General features: G+C 60.6%; 17 protein-coding genes and 1 riboswitch. Of the genes, 12 read left to right on the plus strand and 5 right to left on the minus strand.

The window, feature by feature from the left end:
• Positions 1-36 precede the first annotated feature (36 nt).
• Positions 37-1,662 carry a methyl-accepting chemotaxis protein gene (locus PspS49_RS08610; RefSeq protein WP_127926354.1) on the plus strand — a complete coding sequence of 542 codons (1,626 nt, stop codon included), beginning with the start codon at positions 37-39 and terminating at the stop codon, positions 1,660-1,662.
• 271 nt (positions 1,663-1,933) lie between these two features.
• Here the strand turns inward: PspS49_RS08610 and PspS49_RS08615 are convergent, their stop codons facing one another.
• The 3 genes from PspS49_RS08615 to purM are packed head-to-tail and all read right to left on the minus strand — an operon-like array spanning position 1,934 to position 4,364.
• Positions 1,934-2,647 (minus strand): DUF3108 domain-containing protein, encoded by a 714-nt coding sequence (locus PspS49_RS08615; protein ID WP_127926356.1) that lies wholly within the window; start codon positions 2,645-2,647, stop codon positions 1,934-1,936.
• Between the two features lie 8 nt (positions 2,648-2,655).
• Complete coding sequence (gene purN, locus PspS49_RS08620) at positions 2,656-3,306, minus strand: phosphoribosylglycinamide formyltransferase (RefSeq protein WP_150752228.1); 651 nt, start codon at positions 3,304-3,306, stop codon at positions 2,656-2,658.
• Positions 3,306-4,364 carry a phosphoribosylformylglycinamidine cyclo-ligase gene (gene purM, locus PspS49_RS08625; protein WP_077571719.1) on the minus strand — a complete coding sequence of 353 codons (1,059 nt, stop codon included), beginning with the start codon at positions 4,362-4,364 and terminating at the stop codon, positions 3,306-3,308. Before purM ends, purN begins: the two co-directional genes overlap by 1 nt.
• Before the next feature lie 373 nt (positions 4,365-4,737).
• On the opposite strand from purM, the gene PspS49_RS08630 reads away from it, so the two are divergent.
• From PspS49_RS08630 to PspS49_RS08650, 5 genes are all read left to right on the plus strand, one after another.
• A complete protein-coding gene (locus PspS49_RS08630) occupies positions 4,738-5,796 on the plus strand; it encodes a DUF2066 domain-containing protein (protein ID WP_160038831.1) in 1,059 nt (352 codons plus the stop codon).
• A gap of 34 nt (positions 5,797-5,830) precedes the next feature.
• Positions 5,831-6,904: an AI-2E family transporter gene (locus PspS49_RS08635; protein WP_102900818.1), complete on the plus strand. Its 1,074-nt coding sequence runs from the start codon at positions 5,831-5,833 to the stop codon at positions 6,902-6,904.
• Positions 6,905-7,111: 207 nt separating this feature from the next.
• A complete protein-coding gene (gene hda / locus PspS49_RS08640) occupies positions 7,112-7,816 on the plus strand; it encodes a DnaA regulatory inactivator Hda (RefSeq protein ID WP_007919828.1) in 705 nt (234 codons plus the stop codon).
• Between the two features lie 214 nt (positions 7,817-8,030).
• Positions 8,031-8,648 carry an NlpC/P60 family protein gene (locus PspS49_RS08645; protein ID WP_007919826.1) on the plus strand — a complete coding sequence of 206 codons (618 nt, stop codon included), beginning with the start codon at positions 8,031-8,033 and terminating at the stop codon, positions 8,646-8,648.
• A gap of 219 nt (positions 8,649-8,867) precedes the next feature.
• On the plus strand, positions 8,868-9,404 hold the full coding sequence (locus PspS49_RS08650) for a C40 family peptidase (RefSeq protein WP_007919825.1): 537 nt from the start codon (positions 8,868-8,870) through the stop codon (positions 9,402-9,404).
• Between the two features lie 135 nt (positions 9,405-9,539).
• Here PspS49_RS08650 and PspS49_RS08655 read toward each other — a convergent pair whose 3' ends face one another.
• Together PspS49_RS08655 and PspS49_RS08660 are read right to left on the minus strand one after the other, a co-directional pair.
• Complete coding sequence (locus tag PspS49_RS08655) at positions 9,540-10,853, minus strand: sorbosone dehydrogenase family protein (RefSeq protein ID WP_160038833.1); 1,314 nt, start codon at positions 10,851-10,853, stop codon at positions 9,540-9,542.
• A gap of 66 nt (positions 10,854-10,919) precedes the next feature.
• Complete coding sequence (locus tag PspS49_RS08660; RefSeq protein WP_150774386.1) at positions 10,920-11,504, minus strand: hypothetical protein; 585 nt, start codon at positions 11,502-11,504, stop codon at positions 10,920-10,922.
• A 163-nt stretch (positions 11,505-11,667) separates the two neighbouring features.
• A riboswitch (cobalamin riboswitch) is annotated at positions 11,668-11,898 on the plus strand.
• 80 nt (positions 11,899-11,978) lie between these two features.
• Here PspS49_RS08660 and cobO point away from each other — a divergent pair.
• From cobO to PspS49_RS08690, 6 genes are read left to right on the plus strand one after another with little or no spacing between them, the layout of a single operon-like run.
• Positions 11,979-12,590, plus strand: coding sequence for a cob(I)yrinic acid a,c-diamide adenosyltransferase (gene cobO, locus PspS49_RS08665; protein WP_003223053.1), 612 nt, complete (start codon positions 11,979-11,981; stop codon positions 12,588-12,590).
• A complete protein-coding gene (locus tag PspS49_RS08670) occupies positions 12,587-13,987 on the plus strand; it encodes a cobyrinate a,c-diamide synthase (RefSeq protein WP_160038835.1) in 1,401 nt (466 codons plus the stop codon). Before cobO ends, PspS49_RS08670 begins: the two co-directional genes overlap by 4 nt.
• Positions 13,984-14,634: a 5,6-dimethylbenzimidazole synthase gene (gene bluB / locus PspS49_RS08675; RefSeq protein WP_160038837.1), complete on the plus strand. Its 651-nt coding sequence runs from the start codon at positions 13,984-13,986 to the stop codon at positions 14,632-14,634. The genes PspS49_RS08670 and bluB overlap by 4 nt, the downstream gene beginning before the upstream one ends.
• Positions 14,631-15,539 carry an adenosylcobinamide-phosphate synthase CbiB gene (gene cbiB / locus PspS49_RS08680; protein ID WP_160038839.1) on the plus strand — a complete coding sequence of 303 codons (909 nt, stop codon included), beginning with the start codon at positions 14,631-14,633 and terminating at the stop codon, positions 15,537-15,539. Before bluB ends, cbiB begins: the two co-directional genes overlap by 4 nt.
• Positions 15,532-16,524, plus strand: coding sequence for a threonine-phosphate decarboxylase CobD (gene cobD, locus PspS49_RS08685; protein WP_160038841.1), 993 nt, complete (start codon positions 15,532-15,534; stop codon positions 16,522-16,524). The genes cbiB and cobD overlap by 8 nt, the downstream gene beginning before the upstream one ends.
• Positions 16,521-17,972 carry a cobyric acid synthase gene (locus tag PspS49_RS08690; RefSeq protein ID WP_160038843.1) on the plus strand — a complete coding sequence of 484 codons (1,452 nt, stop codon included), beginning with the start codon at positions 16,521-16,523 and terminating at the stop codon, positions 17,970-17,972. The genes cobD and PspS49_RS08690 overlap by 4 nt, the downstream gene beginning before the upstream one ends.
• Positions 17,973-18,055: the final 83 nt, after the last annotated feature.

The raw sequence follows: 18,055 nt of genomic DNA on the forward strand, positions 1-18,055 counted from the left end.
AGGGTTGATGCAGCGCTTTTGGAAGGAACCAGAGCAATGAGTATCCGTAGTCTCAATATTGCCCCGCGCGCCGGCCTCGGTTTTGGCTTGTTGGCGTTGATGGTATTTGCCCTTGGGGCGTTCGCTTTATTGCAAATGTCGAACATGCGCGCGCAGTCCGACGAGGTTGATAACAACTGGCTGCCGAGTGTCATGGCAGTCGGTGAGATGAGTCAGGACATGCTGCGCCTGCGCGCGCTGACCATGCGTCTGTTGCTCAATCGGGATCCGCAGACGCTCGAACAGAACGTTGCCAAGCTCAATGAATTACGCGGTGTGCTCAGTGAGGCCCAGCAGCGTTATGACGTGCTGATCGTACTGCCCGAGGAGCGCAGGCTGTTCGACCGCTTCAAGGTTGCCGAGCACCAGTATCTGGAGTTTCAGGCACAGGTCATGCAGTTGTCGGCGCAGAATCGGGTCGAGGAGGCCGCGACCATTCTCAATGGGCAGATGAGTCCCTTGGCCGATGAAATCGCAGTGCTTTTGCGCGAGCTGGTTGAGCTGAATAAACACAATGCCAATCTCGCCACCGAAGCAGCGCGGCTGGTGTTTACCAATTCGCGGGTTTGGGTCGGGGTGATGATCGGCGTTACCGCGCTGATCACCATAGGCCTGGCCCTGCTGCTGACGCGCAGCATCGTGCTGCCGCTGGCGCAATCGCTGGGTGTCGCCGAGGTGGTGGCCGGTGGTGATCTGACTGGCGATATCAGCATCAGTGGCAAGGACGAGCCGGCGCGACTGCTGCACGCACTCAAGAGTATGCAGCACAACCTGCGCGACACGATTCGGCAAATCTCCGAGTCCTCCAGCCAGTTGGCCTCGGCGTCGGAGGAGCTGAGTTGCGTCACGGAAGACGCTACGCGCGGGTTGCACCAGCAGAGCCTGGAAATCGAACAGGCGGCTACGGCGGTCAATCAGATGACGGCCGCAGTGGAGGAAGTGGCAAGCAATGCCGTGGCCACCTCCGAGGCGTCTCGTGAATCCGATCGCATTGCCCAGCATGGCCGCGAGCAGGTGCATCAAACGGTGCTGTCCATTGAGTCGCTGGCCGATGATGTGACAGCCAATGCGAGTCAGGTGGAAGATCTGGCGCAGAAGGTCTACAGCATCAGCAAAGTGCTGGATGTGATTCGTTCGATCGCTGAGCAGACCAATTTGCTCGCATTGAATGCCGCGATTGAGGCTGCTCGCGCCGGTGATGCCGGGCGTGGGTTTGCGGTTGTAGCGGATGAGGTGCGGGCGTTGGCCCATCGCACGCAGCAGTCGACCCGGGAAATCGAGCAGATGATCGGCGGGATTCAGCAGGGCACCGATTCGGCGGTGAGTTCGATGCAGCAGAGTAATGTGCGCGCGCGTTCGACGCTGGAGCTGGCCAAGGCGGCCGGGACTGCGCTTGAAGAGATCGCCTCGGCGTTCACGCTGATCAATGAGCGCAATCTGGTGATCGCCAGTGCCTCGGAGGAGCAGGCGGCGGTGGCGCGGGAGGTGGATCGCAATCTGATGAACATTCGTGATCTGGCGATGCAGACCTCGGCGGGGGCCAATCAGACCAGTGCGGCGAGTCAGGAGCTGTCGCGGTTGGCGGTGGATTTGAACAGCATGGTCGCCAAGTTCTCGGTTTGAGGTTTGCCTTCAAAAGCCCCTCACCCTAACCCTCTCCCAAGGGGAGAGGGGACTGACCGTGGGAGATTGGCGAGTTACACCGACCTGATCTTGCTTTGGCGAATCCCTAATCGACTCGATTTTTCAGGTCGATGCATAAAGCCAGACATCTCGGTCGGCTCCCTCTCCCTCGGGAGAGGGCTGGGGTGAGGGGCGAGCCAGGCACAAGTCTCCAATCCAGCAGGCAAAAAAAAGCCCCGCATTTCGCGGGGCTCTTTGTTCTTGCGGCGGATCAGCTGCCTTTAACGGTTTTACCGTTGACGGTGCCGTCCTGGAGCATGATGTTGTACTCCTTGCCGTCGGTTTCAACCTGTTGCAGGCGAACCAGCAGGTAATCCCAATCCTTGGCGAACCACAGCACGGTAGTGCGCTTGCTTTGTGTCGGGTCGCGTACGCGCTCGACCTTGATCGCATCGATCTTGCCAGCCTTGGTCTCGACTTTTTCCGAGCCCAGCACGCGGAAGTCATAGGTATCGACTTCACCATCATCGACCACTTGATAGCTCATGGTCTTCTTGCCGGCAGCGACGTCATGCTGCAGTGCCAACTGATAGGTGGACTTGTCGACCATGCCACGGTTCAGCGGGATCTTCACCGCGTCGCCACGGTCGGTACCGGTGACCATTTTGCTGTTCCAGTCGAAATCCAGATCAGCCTTTTTCGCCTTGCCCAGACCGCCACGTTCAAAGTGGTAGGACTGCGGCAGCAAAGTGTCTTTGTCCAGGGTCAGGGTGCTTTCTTCCGTCAGGCTGGCGATCATCATCGAGGCCTTGAAGCTGAGCTTCCAGACGCCGTTGGCTTCCTTGACCAGGCTGCGCTCGGCGGTGCCGCTCATTGGCAGTTGCTTCCAGTCGGCGGTGTAGCTGGCGGAGAACGGTTGAAGGTCCGCTGCCTGCGCGAAGGGCAGGGCGAGCAGAGCGCAAGCGAAGAGCAGGGCGCGACGCATAATATCTCCTAGTGTCGAATCAAGTGGCCGCTGGCCGCGAGTAACTGGCCATCCAGTAAAGCACCGTGTTCACCGAGTGCCAGTCTGCCCTCGGCGAACCAGCGAACTGCCATCGGGTAGATCAGGTGTTCCTGAACGTGTACTCGCTGCGCAAGACTCTGCGGCGTATCGTGCAACTCTACCGGTAATACTGCTTGTACGACCAGTGGTCCGCCATCGAGTTCCTCGGTGACGAAGTGCACGGAGCAGCCATGCTCAGTGTCGCCGGCCTCCAGCGCGCGCTGATGAGTGTGTAACCCTTTGTATTTGGGCAGCAGCGACGGGTGGATGTTGAGCAGGCGACCCTGGTAGTGGCGAACGAAATCAGCGCTGAGAATGCGCATGAAGCCGGCCAGCACCACAAGTTTCGGATTGAATTCGTCGATCAGTTCGATCAGAGCAGCATCGAAGGCCTCGCGACCTTCGAATGCCTTGTGATCCAGTGAGCGGGTAGCGATACCCGCGTCACTGGCGCGTTGCAGGCCGTAGGCGTCGGCGCGATTGGAAATCACTGCAGCGATGTGGACCGGGTTGTCGCCGGTCCGCGTGCTGTCGATCAGAGCCTGCAAGTTACTGCCGGTGCCGGACAACAGCACCACGACATCACAGGTTGCGGACATTAATGAGCCTTAAGGTTCTGCAGATCAACCTGAGCAGCGCCTTCGGCAGCGGCAGCGATCTGACCGATGACCCAAGGCTGTTCGCCGGCGTCACGCAGGGTGTTCAGCGCAACTTCTACGTGTTCCTGAGCCACGCAGATGACCATGCCAACGCCGCAGTTCAGCACGCGGTGCATCTCGGTTTCGTCAACGTTGCCTTTTTCCTGCAACCAGTCGAATACCGCCGGGCGAGTCCAGCTAGCCACGTCAACCACCGCCTGAGCGCCTTTTGGCAGAACGCGCGGGATGTTGTCGAGCAGGCCGCCACCGGTGATGTGGGCCATGGCTTTGACGGCGCCGGTGTCTTTGATCAGCTTGAGCAGCGGCTTCACGTAGATGCGGGTCGGGGCCATCAGCAGGTCGGTCAGCGGTTTGCCGTCGAGCTGGATGTTTTCGATGTCGGCACCGGAAACTTCGATGATCTTGCGGATCAGCGAGTAGCCGTTGGAGTGCGGGCCGGACGATGGCAGCGCGATCAGCGCGTCACCGGTGGCGACTTTCGAGCCGTCGATGATTTCAGCTTTTTCCACAACGCCGACGCAGAAGCCGGCCAGGTCGTAGTCTTCGCCTTCGTACATGCCTGGCATTTCAGCGGTTTCGCCACCAACCAGCGAGCAACCCGACAGTTCGCAGCCAGCGCCGATACCGGTTACCACTTGGGCAGCGGTGTCGACATTGAGTTTGCCGGTGGCGTAGTAGTCGAGGAAGAACAGCGGCTCGGCGCCGCAAACCACCAGGTCGTTGACGCACATGGCAACCAGGTCGATGCCGATGCTGTCGTGCTTGTTCAGGTTCAGCGCCAGACGCAGCTTGGTGCCAACGCCGTCGGTGCCGGACACCAGCACTGGCTGCTTGTAGCCGGCCGGGATTTCGCAGAGGGCGCCGAAACCGCCCAGGCCGCCCATGACTTCCGGGCGCGCAGTGCGCTTGGCGACGCTCTTGATGCGTTCGACCAATGCTTCACCGGCGTCGATGTCTACACCGGCGTCCTTGTAGCTCAGGGAGGGTTGCTTGCTCATGATCCAGGCCTTTAGGGGAGGGGATTCAGGGGTAACGACCGAGTTCAGCGGGAACTTCGAAATCGTGGGGGCGATGGCCTCACGCGAGTTTCGAGGTGCCCGGCTATTGCCGGTCTGCGAAGGCGCGCGATTTTATCAGGCTTGAGGGGCAGCGGCCATCCTCGCACCGACGGGCAGGGCCATATCAGCGGAAATTTTTTGCAATTGAGGTGTATGAACGCCTGTATAAGGTGGGGCGATTAACCGTCTATCGTTATCACTGTGCAAAAACTTACCGCTGTCGTGTGAATGTTTGGTGCTGGCAGATTGTCACAGCCTTGCTCAACCGGTTCACGCGGCGTGTTCCAGCCGCTCCTGTCGACGGGAATTCTCCATGCGTTTTTGTAAATTGTTGTTTGTGGGTTGTTTGTCTCTGATCAGCCTGGCGAGTCACGCCGAAAACCTCAAAGGCCTTTATCAAGTGCGCGAGCCGGTCAACGGTCAGGCGCCGGAAGAACGTGATCGCGCCACGCAGGCAGCGCTCGATACCCTGGTGTTGCGCCTGACCGGTGATCCCAAAGCCCCGCAGAGTCCGGGGCTGGCGGCGATTCGCAAGGATCCGCAGCAAATCATCAGTCAGTTCGGTTTTGATGCCGGGCCACCGGAGGTGCTGAAGGTCGATTTCGATCCGGCGACCACCGAGCAGGCGTTGCGGCGTGCCGGGTTGTCCGTGTGGGGCGCCAGTCGCCCGTCGATTCTGAGCTGGTGGCTGAATGATTCGGCTGAAGGTTCGAGTCTGATCGGTGATGGTCAGGCCGCTGCGGCGCCGTTGCGTACGGCTGCGCAACACCGCGGCTTGCCGTTGCGTTTGCCGCTGGCTGATTTGAGTGAGCAGTTGGTTGCCACTGCGCCAGCGCTTGAGGGCACGGATCCGGCGCCACTGCGCGGTGCTTCGGAGCGCTACAACGCTGACGCCTTGCTGGCGGTGCATGCCCGTGAAGAAGGCGGGCAGTGGCAGGCCAAATGGCACTTGTGGCTGGGCGATCAGAAAGAGGCGGGCAGCGTGCAGGGCGCCGATCAGGCTGCTGTCGCTGACGCAGTGATGCTGGCGGTGGCTGAGCGGCTGGCGCCACGTTTTGTCGCAAAGCCCGGTGCTTCGGGGCTGCAAACCCTGGAAGTGCAGGGCATGAATCTGGAGCATTACGCGGCGTTGTTGCGGTTACTCGAACCGTTTGGCGTGCGTCTGCAAAGTGTTGATGGCGATCGTATCGTTTATCGGGTCAATGGCAGTGCCGATCAGATGCGTGCGCAGTTGTCGCTGGCCAGGTTGCAGGAGTTGCCCGCCGAAGCACCCGCCCCGGTGGCGGCGCCGCAGCCAGTGGCTGGCGGTGCAACACCTGTCGCGGCGCCAGCCCCGACACCGGCAGCACCATCGTTGCGGTTTCGCTGGTAAGTCTTTCTTTATATAGAAGCAACAGGAGTGGTAAATGGCCGATACGCGGCGTTGGTTCTGGCTCGGTGGGGTTGTCCTGCTTTGCGCGTTTGTCTGGTTGCTGCACCCGATCCTCACGCCGTTTCTGGTGGCGCTGCTGCTGGCCTATCTGTTCGATCCGCTGGTGGATCGCCTGGAGCGGCTTGGTTTGTCGCGAACCTGGGGCGTGATCGCGGTGTTTGCTCTGTTCACCTTGATCGTCACGGCGCTGATGCTTGTGCTGGTGCCGATGCTCGCCAAGCAGTTGCTGCGTTTGTACGAACTGGCGCCGCAAATGCTCGATTGGCTGCAGCACACGGCAGTGCCGTGGGCGCAGTCGAAGCTGGGGTTGTCGGACGGTTTCTGGAAGTTCGACAAGGTCAAGGCAGCCATTAGCGAGCACATGGGTCAGACCACTGACATTGTCGGCGTGGTACTGAGTCAGGCGACGGCTTCGAGTCTGGCGCTGATTGGCTGGTTGGCCAATCTGGTGCTGATCCCGGTAGTAAGTTTTTACTTGTTGCGCGACTGGGACGTGATGATGGCCAAGATCCGCAGCCTGCTGCCGCGTGATCGGGAAGAGACCATCGTATCGCTGGCCGGTGAATGTCATGAGGTACTGGGCGCGTTTGTTCGCGGTCAGTTGCTGGTGATGGTGGCGCTGGGCGTGATCTACGCAGCGGGCCTGATGATCGTCGGGCTGGAGCTGGGGCTGTTGATCGGCCTGATTGCGGGGCTGGCGGCGATCGTGCCTTACATGGGCTTCGTGATCGGTATTGGCGCTGCGCTTATTGCCGGGTTGTTTCAGTTCGGTGGCGATCTGTATCCGATGGTCGGGATCGTCGCGGTGTTCATGGTCGGTCAGGCGCTGGAAGGCATGGTGCTGACGCCTTTGCTGGTGGGCGATCGTATCGGTCTGCATCCGGTGGCGGTGATTTTCGCGATTCTGGCCGGCGGTGAGCTGTTCGGTTTCACCGGCGTGCTGCTGGCATTGCCGGTGGCGGCGGTGATCATGGTGCTGGTGCGCCATGTGCACGACTTGTACAAGGACTCCGACATCTATAGTGGCGTTGACGATCCGCAGTTGTAATGGCACAGGGGCGGCCCGGCAAATCGCCGGGTTGGCCCGTGTCCTGCAGGCGCTGGCGCCAAAGAATCTGTCATAAAACCAGCGTGTTAACGCAAACCTTTGATTTTGCTTGGACTCTGTCGCATTGTGCGCTCAGCTTCACGGGTATAAACTTCGCAAACTTTACACAGAGGCCACTAACGGTTCCTTGAGAACTGTTCAGTCAGCATGAAACCGATTCAGCTGCCCCTAGGTGTGCGTCTGCGTGACGACGCCACCTTCATCAACTACTACCCAGGCGCCAATGCCGCTGCACTCGGCTATGTCGAGCGTCTATGCGAAGCCGACGCCGGCTGGACAGAAAGCCTGATCTACCTGTGGGGCAAACACGGCGTAGGGCGTACGCATCTGTTGCAGGCGGCGTGTCTGCGATTCGAGCAGATGGGTGAGCCGGCGGTGTACTTGCCGTTGGCCGAGTTGATGGATCGCGGTGTCGAAATCCTCGATAACCTTGAACAGTACGAACTGGTTTGCCTGGACGACTTGCAGGTGATTGCCGGCAAGGCTGACTGGGAAGAGGCGATGTTTCATCTGTTCAACCGTCTGCGTGACAGCGGTCGGCGTCTGCTTATCGCCGCTTCCACGTCTCCGCGTGAACTGCCGGTCAAACTGGCTGACTTGAAATCGCGCCTGACCCTGGCGCTGATTTTCCAGATGCGTCCGCTCTCCGATGAAGACAAATTGCGTGCCTTGCAGTTGCGCGCATCGCGTCGCGGTCTGCACCTGACCGATGAAGTCGGGCATTTTATTTTGACTCGCGGCACCCGCAGCATGAGTGCGCTATTCGACTTGCTTGAACAGCTCGATCAGGCTTCGTTGCAGGCTCAGCGCAAGCTGACCATTCCCTTCCTGAAAGAAACGCTAGGCTGGTAACGGCGCGGCTTTCAGCGTGTCTCGGCATATTTCAGGCGCCAGAAAATCCGCTTTCCTGCAGGGTGTGCAGGCCGCGTATCGGTTCAAATGGGCTTAAGCGCTTAGATGTAAACGAGAAACCGAGAAGTCACAAAAAGATCGATTGAATTTGCAAATGAGGTTGATAGCGGGCATAGTCTCGGCTTCTTTACAACTATCAGCCACGGTCGTGCCCATGCTAAAGCGCTTCGCACCCCTCGTGCCTCTCGCACTCGTCACCCTGTTGTACGGTTGCGCTGCTCATTCTCCAGTTCAAGAGCAGCCTCAACAGGTTAAAAATTCTGCCACGGCCCAGTCTTCCGTTATTTACCAGGAAGAGCTGGACACCGAAAAAGAACTCAACGAATTCAATGGCAAGAAGCCTTACCAGCTTCCTGTTCTGGCCGACAGCATCCTCGAACGCGGCATGTCCCTGATCGGTACCCGTTACCGTTTCGGCGGTACCTCTGAAGCCGGTTTCGATTGCAGCGGTTTCATCGGTTATCTGTTCCGCGAAGAAGCCGGCATGAACCTGCCACGCTCCACTCGCGAAATGATCAACGTTGATGCGCCACTGGTTTCGCGCAGCAACCTTGAGCCGGGCGATCTGCTGTTCTTCGCCACCAACGGTCGTCGCGGTCGTGTCAGTCACGCCGGGATCTACCTGGGTGACAACCAGTTCATCCACTCCAGCAGTCGTCGCAGCGGCGGTGTTCGCATCGACAGCCTGGGTGATAGCTACTGGAGCAAGACTTTCATCGAAGCGAAACGCGCATTGGCCAACGCTCCGACTGTAGTCACTGCTCGCAAATAATCCCCCGTTGTCGCTGCGTTCGCGGCGACAATCAGGCTTCCGGTAACGGAGTAGACCTAGACTTTACAAGGTGAAGTTAAAGTCTTACTTGAAGTTTGCCGCGTAGCCGCTAGAATCCTGTATCTATATTGATGGCAAACCGCCTGCGTGCTCACGCAGGCGGTTTTGTTTTCTGTCCTCCGGCAGAAAAAGCCGCAGCCAGATCAGGATGTTCTGCTTATGACGATGTCGGCCCGCCTCACCTTGATCTTCTTCGCAGCGCTGCTCAGCGCCTGCGCCAGTCGCACACCGCCTCCTGCGCCGGTGGTTCGCGCGCCGGTCGTGTTCGGCCCCTCCCAAGCTTTTTCACCGGCTGCTGAAGACGTGCTGTTTCGCGCGCTCGGTCTGGTCGGCACGCCTTATCGCTGGGGCGGCAACACGCCGGATTCGGGGTTTGATTGCAGCGGGCTGATTGGTTTTGTCTACCGTGATGCGGCGGGCATCTCTTTGCCGCGTTCGACGCGTGAGCTGATCGTCATGCAGGCACCGAATGTCGGCAAGGAAGGCTTGCAGACCGGCGATCTGATCTTCTTCGCCACCAATGGCGGCTCGCAGGTCAGTCATGCGGGGATCTACGTCGGCGAAGGGCGCTTTGTGCATGCGCCGGCCACGGGCGGCACGGTGAAGCTGGACAGTCTGTCGAAGGCGTATTGGCAGAAGGCTTATCTGAGTGCCAAGCGGGTGTTGCAGCCGGAGCATTTGGCGCATAACCCTTAATTCAAGCCGCACACAATCCACTAATGTAGGAATGAGCCTGCTCGCGATAACGGTCATTCAGTTAACGATGATGTCGACTGATATGGCACTATCGCGAGCAGGCTCACTCCTACAGTTGTTTGTGCATGGCGAAAATTATTTGCTGGCCGACACTCGCCAAACCTTGTTGCCGACATCATCCGCCACCAGCAAGCCACCCTGCTGATCGATCACCACGCCCACCGGGCGGCCCAGTGCATTCTCATCCTTGTCGAGGAACCCGGTCAGCACATCCACCGGTGTGCCACTCGGCTTGCCGCCGGTAAACGGCACGAAAATCACTTTGTAGCCACTGTGCGGTTTGCGATTCCATGAGCCGTGCTGGCCGATAAAGGCACCTTCCTTGAACTGCGCCGGCAGGTTGTTGCCCTCGGCGAACGTCAGGCCCAAAGACGCAGTGTGCGGCCCGACGGCGTAATCCGGGGCAATGGCCTTGGCCACCAGATCCGGGTTTTGCGGCGTAACGCGGACATCGACATGTTGGCCGTAGTAGCTGAACGGCCAGCCATAGAAACCACCGTCCTTCACAGAGGTGATGTAGTCCGGCACCAGATCACTGCCGATCTCGTCACGTTCATTCACTGCCGTCCACAGCGCGCCACTGGTGGGTTCCCAGGCCAGGCCATTGGGGTTGCGGATGCCCGAGGCAAAGATCCGGTGATTGCCGGTCGCCCGATCAACTTCCCAGATCGCGGCGCGACCTTCTTCCTTATCCAGACCATTTTCGCCGACGTTGCTATTCGAGCCGACCGTGACGTACAACTTGCTGCCGTCCTTGCTGGCGATGACGTTTTTGGTCCAGTGGTGATTCAGCGTGCCGCCAGGCAAATCGACAACCTTGATTGGCTGCGACTTGATCTCGGTCGCGCCCGGTTCGTAGTTAAAGCGCAGCAGGCGATCGGTATCGGCGACGTACAGATCGTTGCCGACCAGCGTCATACCGAAAGGTGAGTTGAGGTTTTGCAGGAACACTGTGCGCGTCTCAGCGACGCCATCGTGGTCGGCGTCACGCAGCAAGGTGATGCGGTTTGGGCTGGGCACGCCAGCGCCGGCCTTGCCCATGACCTTCTTCATGACCCAGCCGCGAATCCCGCTGCTGTCATCCGGTTTTGGCGGAGCATTGGTTTCCGCCACCAGCACATCGCCGTTGGGCAGCACATACAACCAGCGCGGATGATCGAGGCCTTCGGCGAACGCTGCCACCTGGGTGCCAGCCGCCGCTGTCGGTTTGCCGCCCTCGGGCCAGCCGATCGCCGGGGCGATGTTCACCGTCGGGATCAGGGTCTTGTTCGGTTCGGGCAGCTTCGGCGACGGGCCGGTGCCGTCGGAGACTTGCAGGCTGGAGGTCTCACCGCAGGCGGCGAGCCCTCCGGCGAAGGCGATGACAAAAACGAGCTGGGGCTTGCGCATTGCTGATCTTCCCTATGAATGCATTCCTAATCATAGAGGAGGGCGCAAGCCCGATGGTTCAACTGCTCAGCTGCGGGCTTCCTTGAACAGCACGGCGATGCCCGGGTGATAGTTGCCCGCTTCGCTGCGCAACTTGCGGTAGGCGTAAGGGAAATACCAGGCGACCGCGCAGGTGTGTTCCTTTTGCAGATCGTCGACCATGTCCTGCAGCTCTTCGGGGCTGGCGCTGTGCTGGGGTTTTTGCGGCGCGATAAACAGGCAGCCGAGCTTGAGGTCGCTGGCATAGCTGATGCGTTTGGCGTCGTTGGTGATATCGAGCAGGGCTTGGGTCAGATTCAGGTTGGTGACCTTCGGCCAGCGTTGAGTGGCCTGGATAAAGGCGCGGTCTTCGGCGCCGGCCAGAAACAGATCGGCGCGAGCGTTGCGCTCGCCTTCTTCGTTCTGCTTGCGCGTGGGAGTTTCGTTCAAAGTCACCAGCTCAGCCATCCAGGCCGCCGCCGAGAGCAGTCCGAGATTGGCTTTCTCGTCATGCCAGTAAGGCGTGTCGCTGTCGCCGCGCACGGCGTTGTAACGGTCGATACAGTCAAACCAGCGTTCGAGCACCGGGCGCAGGAATTCCAGGCGCGGGTTGCTGATGATCATGCCTTGCATCGTCATCATCCTTTATTGTTGTGGTGGGCTTTTCGGGAAAAGCATGGCTCTTTGATATCACTTGTATCAGTGTGGCACAAGATTGGCGGCAGATAATTGATTGGCGGCAGTTATTCGCCCGATGGCCGCCTCTTTAATTGACGCTCCACCCCCAACCCTCTAACCTTCGCGGCTTGTTTCAGGTGCTCTGTGACCTGCGTCGACAGAGTGAAACAGGGAAGCCGGTGAGGGTTGTCTTCAAGCGAAGAACTACCACGATCCCGGCGCTGCCCCCGCAACGGTAAATGAGTGAAAGCTGCGCCTTGAGCCACTGCCTCGAAAGAAGCGGGAAGGCGCGCAGTCAGGCCAACGCCGCTCATGAGCCCGGAGACCGGCCTGATCCATCCAGCGGCATCACGGTGGGCGATGCCAGGCTTTTTGCCGTCTATTCTTGTGCCTGCCCGCCGTTATCCAGCCTCAACGGAGAGCTCCCCCATGACTGATTCCCCCGAGCGCGACGAACGCCATCTGGCGCGTATGCAGCGCAAAAAAGCCGTGATCGACGAACGCATCGCCAACTCGCCTGACGAGTGTGGCCTGGTGCTGGTGCTGACCGGCAACGGCAAAGGCAAAAGCAGCTCGGCGTTCGGCATGCTCGCCCGCGCCATGGGCCACGGCATGCAGTGCGGTGTGGTGCAGTTCATCAAGGGCCGCAACAGCACCGGCGAAGAGTTGTTTTTCCGCCGCTTCCCCGAGCAGGTGCGCTTCCACGTGATGGGCGAAGGCTTCACTTGGGAAACCCAGGATCGTCAGCGCGACATCGCCGCCGCCGAAGCCGCGTGGGCGGTGTCCCGCGAACTGCTGCGCGATCCGTCGATCGGTCTGGTGGTGCTCGACGAATTGAACATCGCTCTCAAGCACGGCTACCTCGATCTCGATCAGGTGCTCAGCGATTTGCAGGCGCGTCCGCCGATGCAGCACGTGATCGTTACCGGTCGCGCGGCCAAGCCGGAAATGATCGAGATGGGCGATACGGTCACCGAAATGGGCATGCTCAAACACGCCTTCCAGGCCGGCATCAAAGCGCAGAAAGGCGTCGAACTTTGAATCAACCACGTCACTGCCCGGCGGTGCTCATCGCCGCGCCGGCTTCCGGTCAGGGCAAGACCACCGTCACCGCCGCGCTCGCCCGTTTGCATCGCAATCAGGGGCGCAAAGTGCGCGTGTTCAAATGCGGCCCGGACTTCCTTGATCCGATGATTCTCGAGCGCGCCAGCGGTGCGCCGGTGTATCAATTGGACATGTGGATGGTTGGCGAGCAGGAGAGTCGTCGTCTGTTGTGGGAAGCCGCTGCCGAGGCGGATCTGATTCTGATCGAGGGCGTGATGGGCCTGTTCGATGGCACGCCGTCCAGTGCCGATCTGGCGCGGCACTTCGGTGTACCGGTGCTTGGCGTGATTGATGGGACGGCCATGGCGCAGACCTTTGGTGCGTTGGCTCTAGGTTTAGCGAAGTATCAGCCGGATCTGCCGTTTGCCGGTGTGCTCGCCAATCGCGTCGGCACCTTGCGCCATGCGCAGTTGCTCGAAGGCAGCCTCACGGAGGGGCTGCGCTGGTACGGCGCGTTGTCCCGCGAAACAGGCATCGAACTGCCGAGCCGGCATCTCGGCCTGGTGCAGGCCAGCGAACTGAATGACCTCGATGTGCGTCTCGACGCCGCTGCCGACGCTCTCGCCAGCAGCTGTGAGGTAGCCCTGCCACCGGCGGTTGAGTTCGCCGCGCCTGACATCATCGCTGTCGAGCCGCTGCTGAAGAATGTACGAATCGCCGTCGCCCGTGATGAAGCGTTTGCCTTCACCTACGGCGCGAGTCTCGATCTGTTGCGGGCGATGGGTGCTGAGTTGAGTTTCTTCTCGCCGATCCGCGACACGCAATTACCTGAAGCGGACAGCGTGTATCTGCCCGGTGGTTATCCGGAGTTGCATCACGTTGCGCTGGCGCAGAACACCGCGATGGTTGAAGCGATTCGTGCGCATCATGCAGCGGGTAAACCGTTGCTCGCTGAATGTGGCGGGATGCTGTATCTGCTCGATTCGCTGACGGACGTTGAAGGCACTCGCGCCGAATTGGTTGGGCTGCTCAAAGGCGACGCGGTGATGCAGAAGCGTCTGGCGGCGTTGGCGTTGCAAGCGGTGGATCTGCCGGAAGGTTCGTTGCGTGGGCACACTTATCATCATTCCCTGACGACTACCGAACTGGCGCCGATTGCACGGGGTTTGAGCCCGAATGGTGGGCGTGGGGCCGAGGCGGTTTATCGGGAAGGGCGGATGACGGCCTCTTATGTGCACTTCTATTTCCCGTCGAATCCTGTGGCTGTCGCAGCATTGTTTGCACCGTCCCTTGAGGACGCTATCGCGAGCAGGCTCACTCCTACAGTGGGCGATGTCGTGCCTGACGAAATGCAATCCCCTGTGGGAGCGAGCCTGCTCGCGAAAGGGCCATGACCGACAACGCATTCTCCGAAGCCGAACGCGAAGCGGTTTATCGAGCCATCGCCGAACGCCGCGACATGCGCCACTTCACTGGCGGCACGGTCGAGCCGGATCTGCTGCGCCGACTCTTGGAAGCCGCCCACCAGGCCCCAAGCGTCGGCCTGATGCAGCCCTGGCGCTTCATCCGTATCAGCGACCGAGCCCTGCGCGGGCAGATCCAGAACCTCGTGGAAGAAGAACGCGTGCGCACCGCTGAAGCCCTCGGCGAGCGCAGTGACGAGTTCATGAAGCTCAAGGTCGAGGGCATCAACGATTGCGCCGAAGTGCTGGTCGCCGCGCTGATGGATGATCGCGAAAAGCACATTTTCGGTCGTCGCACGCTGCCGGAAATGGACATGGCGTCGTTGTCTTGTGCGATCCAGAATTTGTGGCTGGCCTCGCGCGCCGAAGGCCTCGGCATGGGCTGGGTCTCACTATTCGAGCCGCAGGCGCTCGCCGATTTGCTGAAGTTGCCCGAAGGTGCCAAGCCTCTGGCCGTTTTATGTCTGGGCCCGGTCAAGGAATTCTATCCGGCGCCGATGCTGGTACTCGAAGGGTGGGCGCAGGCGCGACCGCTCAATGAGTTGCTGTACGAAAATTATTGGGGAGTGAGTCAATGAGTGTGGCGTTGTTGAGTGTCGCCGCGGTGGCGCTGGATGCGCTGCTCGGTGAACCGAAACGCTGGCATCCGCTGGTGGCGTTCGGCAATTTTGCCGGGCGCATCGAGCAACGTTTCAACGCCGGTGGTCGTGGCTGGCGCAGCCATGGCGTCACCGCGTGGGTGATCGCGGTGCTGCCGCTGACCTTGCTCGCCACGGCGTTTTCCTGGGCGCCGTACGTGGGCTGGGTCGTCGAGATTCTCGCGTTGTATTGCGCCCTCGGCATGCGCAGCCTCGGCGAGCATGTCGCGCCAGTGGCTGCTGCCTTGCGCGCGGAAGATCTTGAAGAGGCGCGCAAACGCGTCGGCTATCTGGTCAGCCGCCAGACCGATGAACTCGACAGCACCGCCGTCGCCCGCGCCGCCACCGAATCGGTGCTGGAAAACGGCAGTGATGCGGTGTTCGCCGCGCTGTTCTGGTTTGTCGTGGCGGGTGCGCCGGGCGTGGTGCTCTATCGCTTGAGCAATACGCTCGATGCGATGTGGGGCTATCGCAACGAACGCTTCGAACGTTTCGGTTGGGCGGCGGCGAAAATCGACGACGTGCTCAACTACATTCCTGCGCGTCTGGTGGCGTTGACCTACGCGCTGCTCGGCAAAACCCGACTCGCGTTGAAGTGCTGGCGCACCCAGGCGCCGCAATGGGACAGCCCCAACGCTGGCCCGGTGATGGCTGCCGGCGCTGGTGCACTGGGCGTGGAATTGGGTGGGCCGGCGATTTACCACGGCGAACTTCACGACCGTCCTCAGCTTGGCGAGGGCGCAGCGGCTGACGCAGATTCCATTGATCGTGGCTGGCAATTGGTCCAGCGCGGCGTATGGTTATGGCTGCTGATTCTCTGCGTGGGGGCTGAATTCTATGCTTGAGCACGGTGGCCGGCTGCGCAAGGCGGCACTCGATTACGGCATTGCCGAAGCGGATTGGCTCGACCTGTCCAGCGGCCTCGCGCCGTGGCCATTCCCGATCCCGGACATCCCGCTGCGTGCCTGGGCGCGTTTGCCGGAAACCGATGACGGCCTGGAGCAAGCCGCGTGCGATTACTACGGTGCCGCGCAAGTGCTGCCGGTGGCCGGTTCGCAGATGGCCATTCAGTTGCTGCCGCGCTTGCGCCGCGCCGGCAAAGTCGGCGTGTTGTCACCGTGTTATGCCGAACATGCCGAAGCCTGGCGCCGCAGCGGTTACATCGTGCGCGAAGTGCTGGAGCAGGAAGTCGAATTTTTTCTCGATAGCCTCGACGTGCTGGTGGTGGTCAACCCGAACAACCCGACCGGTCTGAGTCTGACCCCGGCACGATTGCTCGACTGGCACGCGCGGCTTGCCCGGCGTGGCGGCTGGCTGGTGGTCGATGAAGCTTTCATGGATAACACGCCGCAACTGAGCCTGGCGCCGCATGCGCATCAAGTCGGGCTGATCGTGTTGCGTTCTTTCGGCAAGTTTTTCGGTCTGGCCGGGGTGCGTCTGGGCTTTGTGCTGGCCGAGCGCAAGTTGCTCAAGCTGCTCGCCGAACAGGTCGGGCCATGGGCGGTGAGTGGGCCGACGCGGGTGCTCGGGCAAGCGTGTCTGCAAGACACCGAAGGGCACACACGCCAACGGATTCGCAGTGATGAGGCCAGTGAGCGGCTGGCAGCGCTGCTTGAACGCTACGGCTTCAAGCCGCAGGGTGGTTGCGCGCTGTTCCAGTGGCTGATCACCGAACACGCCGAGGTGTTGCACGCATTCATGGCCCGTCGCGGCATTCTCCTGCGCATCTTTACCCACAACAGCAGTTTGCGTTTTGGCCTGCCTGCCGACGCGGCTGAAGAGGCGCGTCTCGAACAGGCTTTAATCGCTTTCGCCAAGGATCACGCATGACCACCCTGATGGTGCAGGGCACCACTTCCGACGCCGGTAAAAGCACACTGGTGACGGCGCTGTGCCGCTGGGCGACCCGCCAAGGTGTCGCGGTCGTCCCGTTCAAGCCGCAGAACATGGCGCTCAACAGCGCGGTGACCGCTGATGGTGGTGAGATCGGTCGCGCGCAAGCCGTGCAGGCGCAAGCGGCGTTTCTTGAACCGCACACCGACATGAACCCGGTGCTGCTCAAGCCCAACAGCGACACCGGCGCGCAAGTGATCATCCATGGTCGCGCCGTGACTTCGATGAATGCCGTGGCGTATCACGACTACAAAGCCATCGCGATGAAAGCGGTGCTTGCGTCCCACGAGCGGCTCAGCGCTGCGTATCCGCTGGTGATGGTCGAAGGCGCGGGTTCGCCGGCGGAGATCAATCTGCGTGCCGGCGACATCGCCAACATGGGGTTTGCCGAAGCGGTAGATTGCCCGGTGCTGCTGATCGCCGACATCAATCGCGGCGGGGTTTTCGCCCATCTGGTCGGCACCCTGGAGTTGCTCTCGCCGAGTGAACAGGCGCGGGTCAAAGGTTTCATCATCAATCGCTTCCGTGGCGACATCGCCTTGCTGCAACCGGGCCTTGACTGGCTGGAACAGCGTACCGGCAAACCGGTGGTGGGCGTGTTGCCCTACGTGATGGATCTGCATCTGGAAGCCGAGGACGGCATCGATCAGCGCCAGACCGACAAGGCTGAGCAGGTGTTGAAAGTGGTGGTGCCGGTGCTGCCGCGCATCAGCAATCACACCGATTTCGATCCGCTGCGCCTGCATCCGCAAGTTGATCTGCAATTCGTCGGCCCGGGGCAGGCGATTCCGGCAGCTGACCTGATCATTCTGCCGGGCTCGAAAAGCGTGCGCAGCGATCTGGCTTATCTGCGCGCCAATGGCTGGGATACGGCGATCTCTCGGCACTTGCGTTACGGCGGCAAAGTGCTGGGGATCTGCGGCGGTCTGCAGATGCTCGGCGAGCAGGTGCATGACCCGCTCGGCCTCGAAGGCGCGCCGGGCACGAGTGCCGGTTTGGGCTTGCTGGCGTTCGAAACCACACTTGAAGCCGAGAAGCAGTTGCGCAATGTGCGTGGACGGCTGGCGCTGGAAGATGCCGACGTCAGCGGTTATGAAATTCATGCCGGCGTGACCAGCGGACCGGCGTTGGAAAACGCTGCGGTGCATCTGGATGATGGCCGTTGCGACGGTGCACAGAGTGCCGATGGGCAAGTGTTCGGCACGTATCTGCATGGCCTGTTTGAATCGCCGGCGGCGAGTGCGGCGTTGCTGCGCTGGGCCGGGTTGAGCGATGTGCAGGAGGTGGATTACCACGGCTTGCGCGAGCGCGATATCGAACGGCTGGCGGATCTGGTGGAGAAGTATCTGGATACGGATCTATTGCGTCGACTCTGTGGGATTTGAGTTGCCTGGGCTGGCCTCTTCGCGAGCAGGCTCGCTCCCACAGTGAATGCGGTTAGCCATACATTTTGAGTACAACTCATAAC

This window comes from Pseudomonas sp. S49 (assembly GCF_009866785.1).
GTDB lineage: Bacteria > Pseudomonadota > Gammaproteobacteria > Pseudomonadales > Pseudomonadaceae > Aquipseudomonas.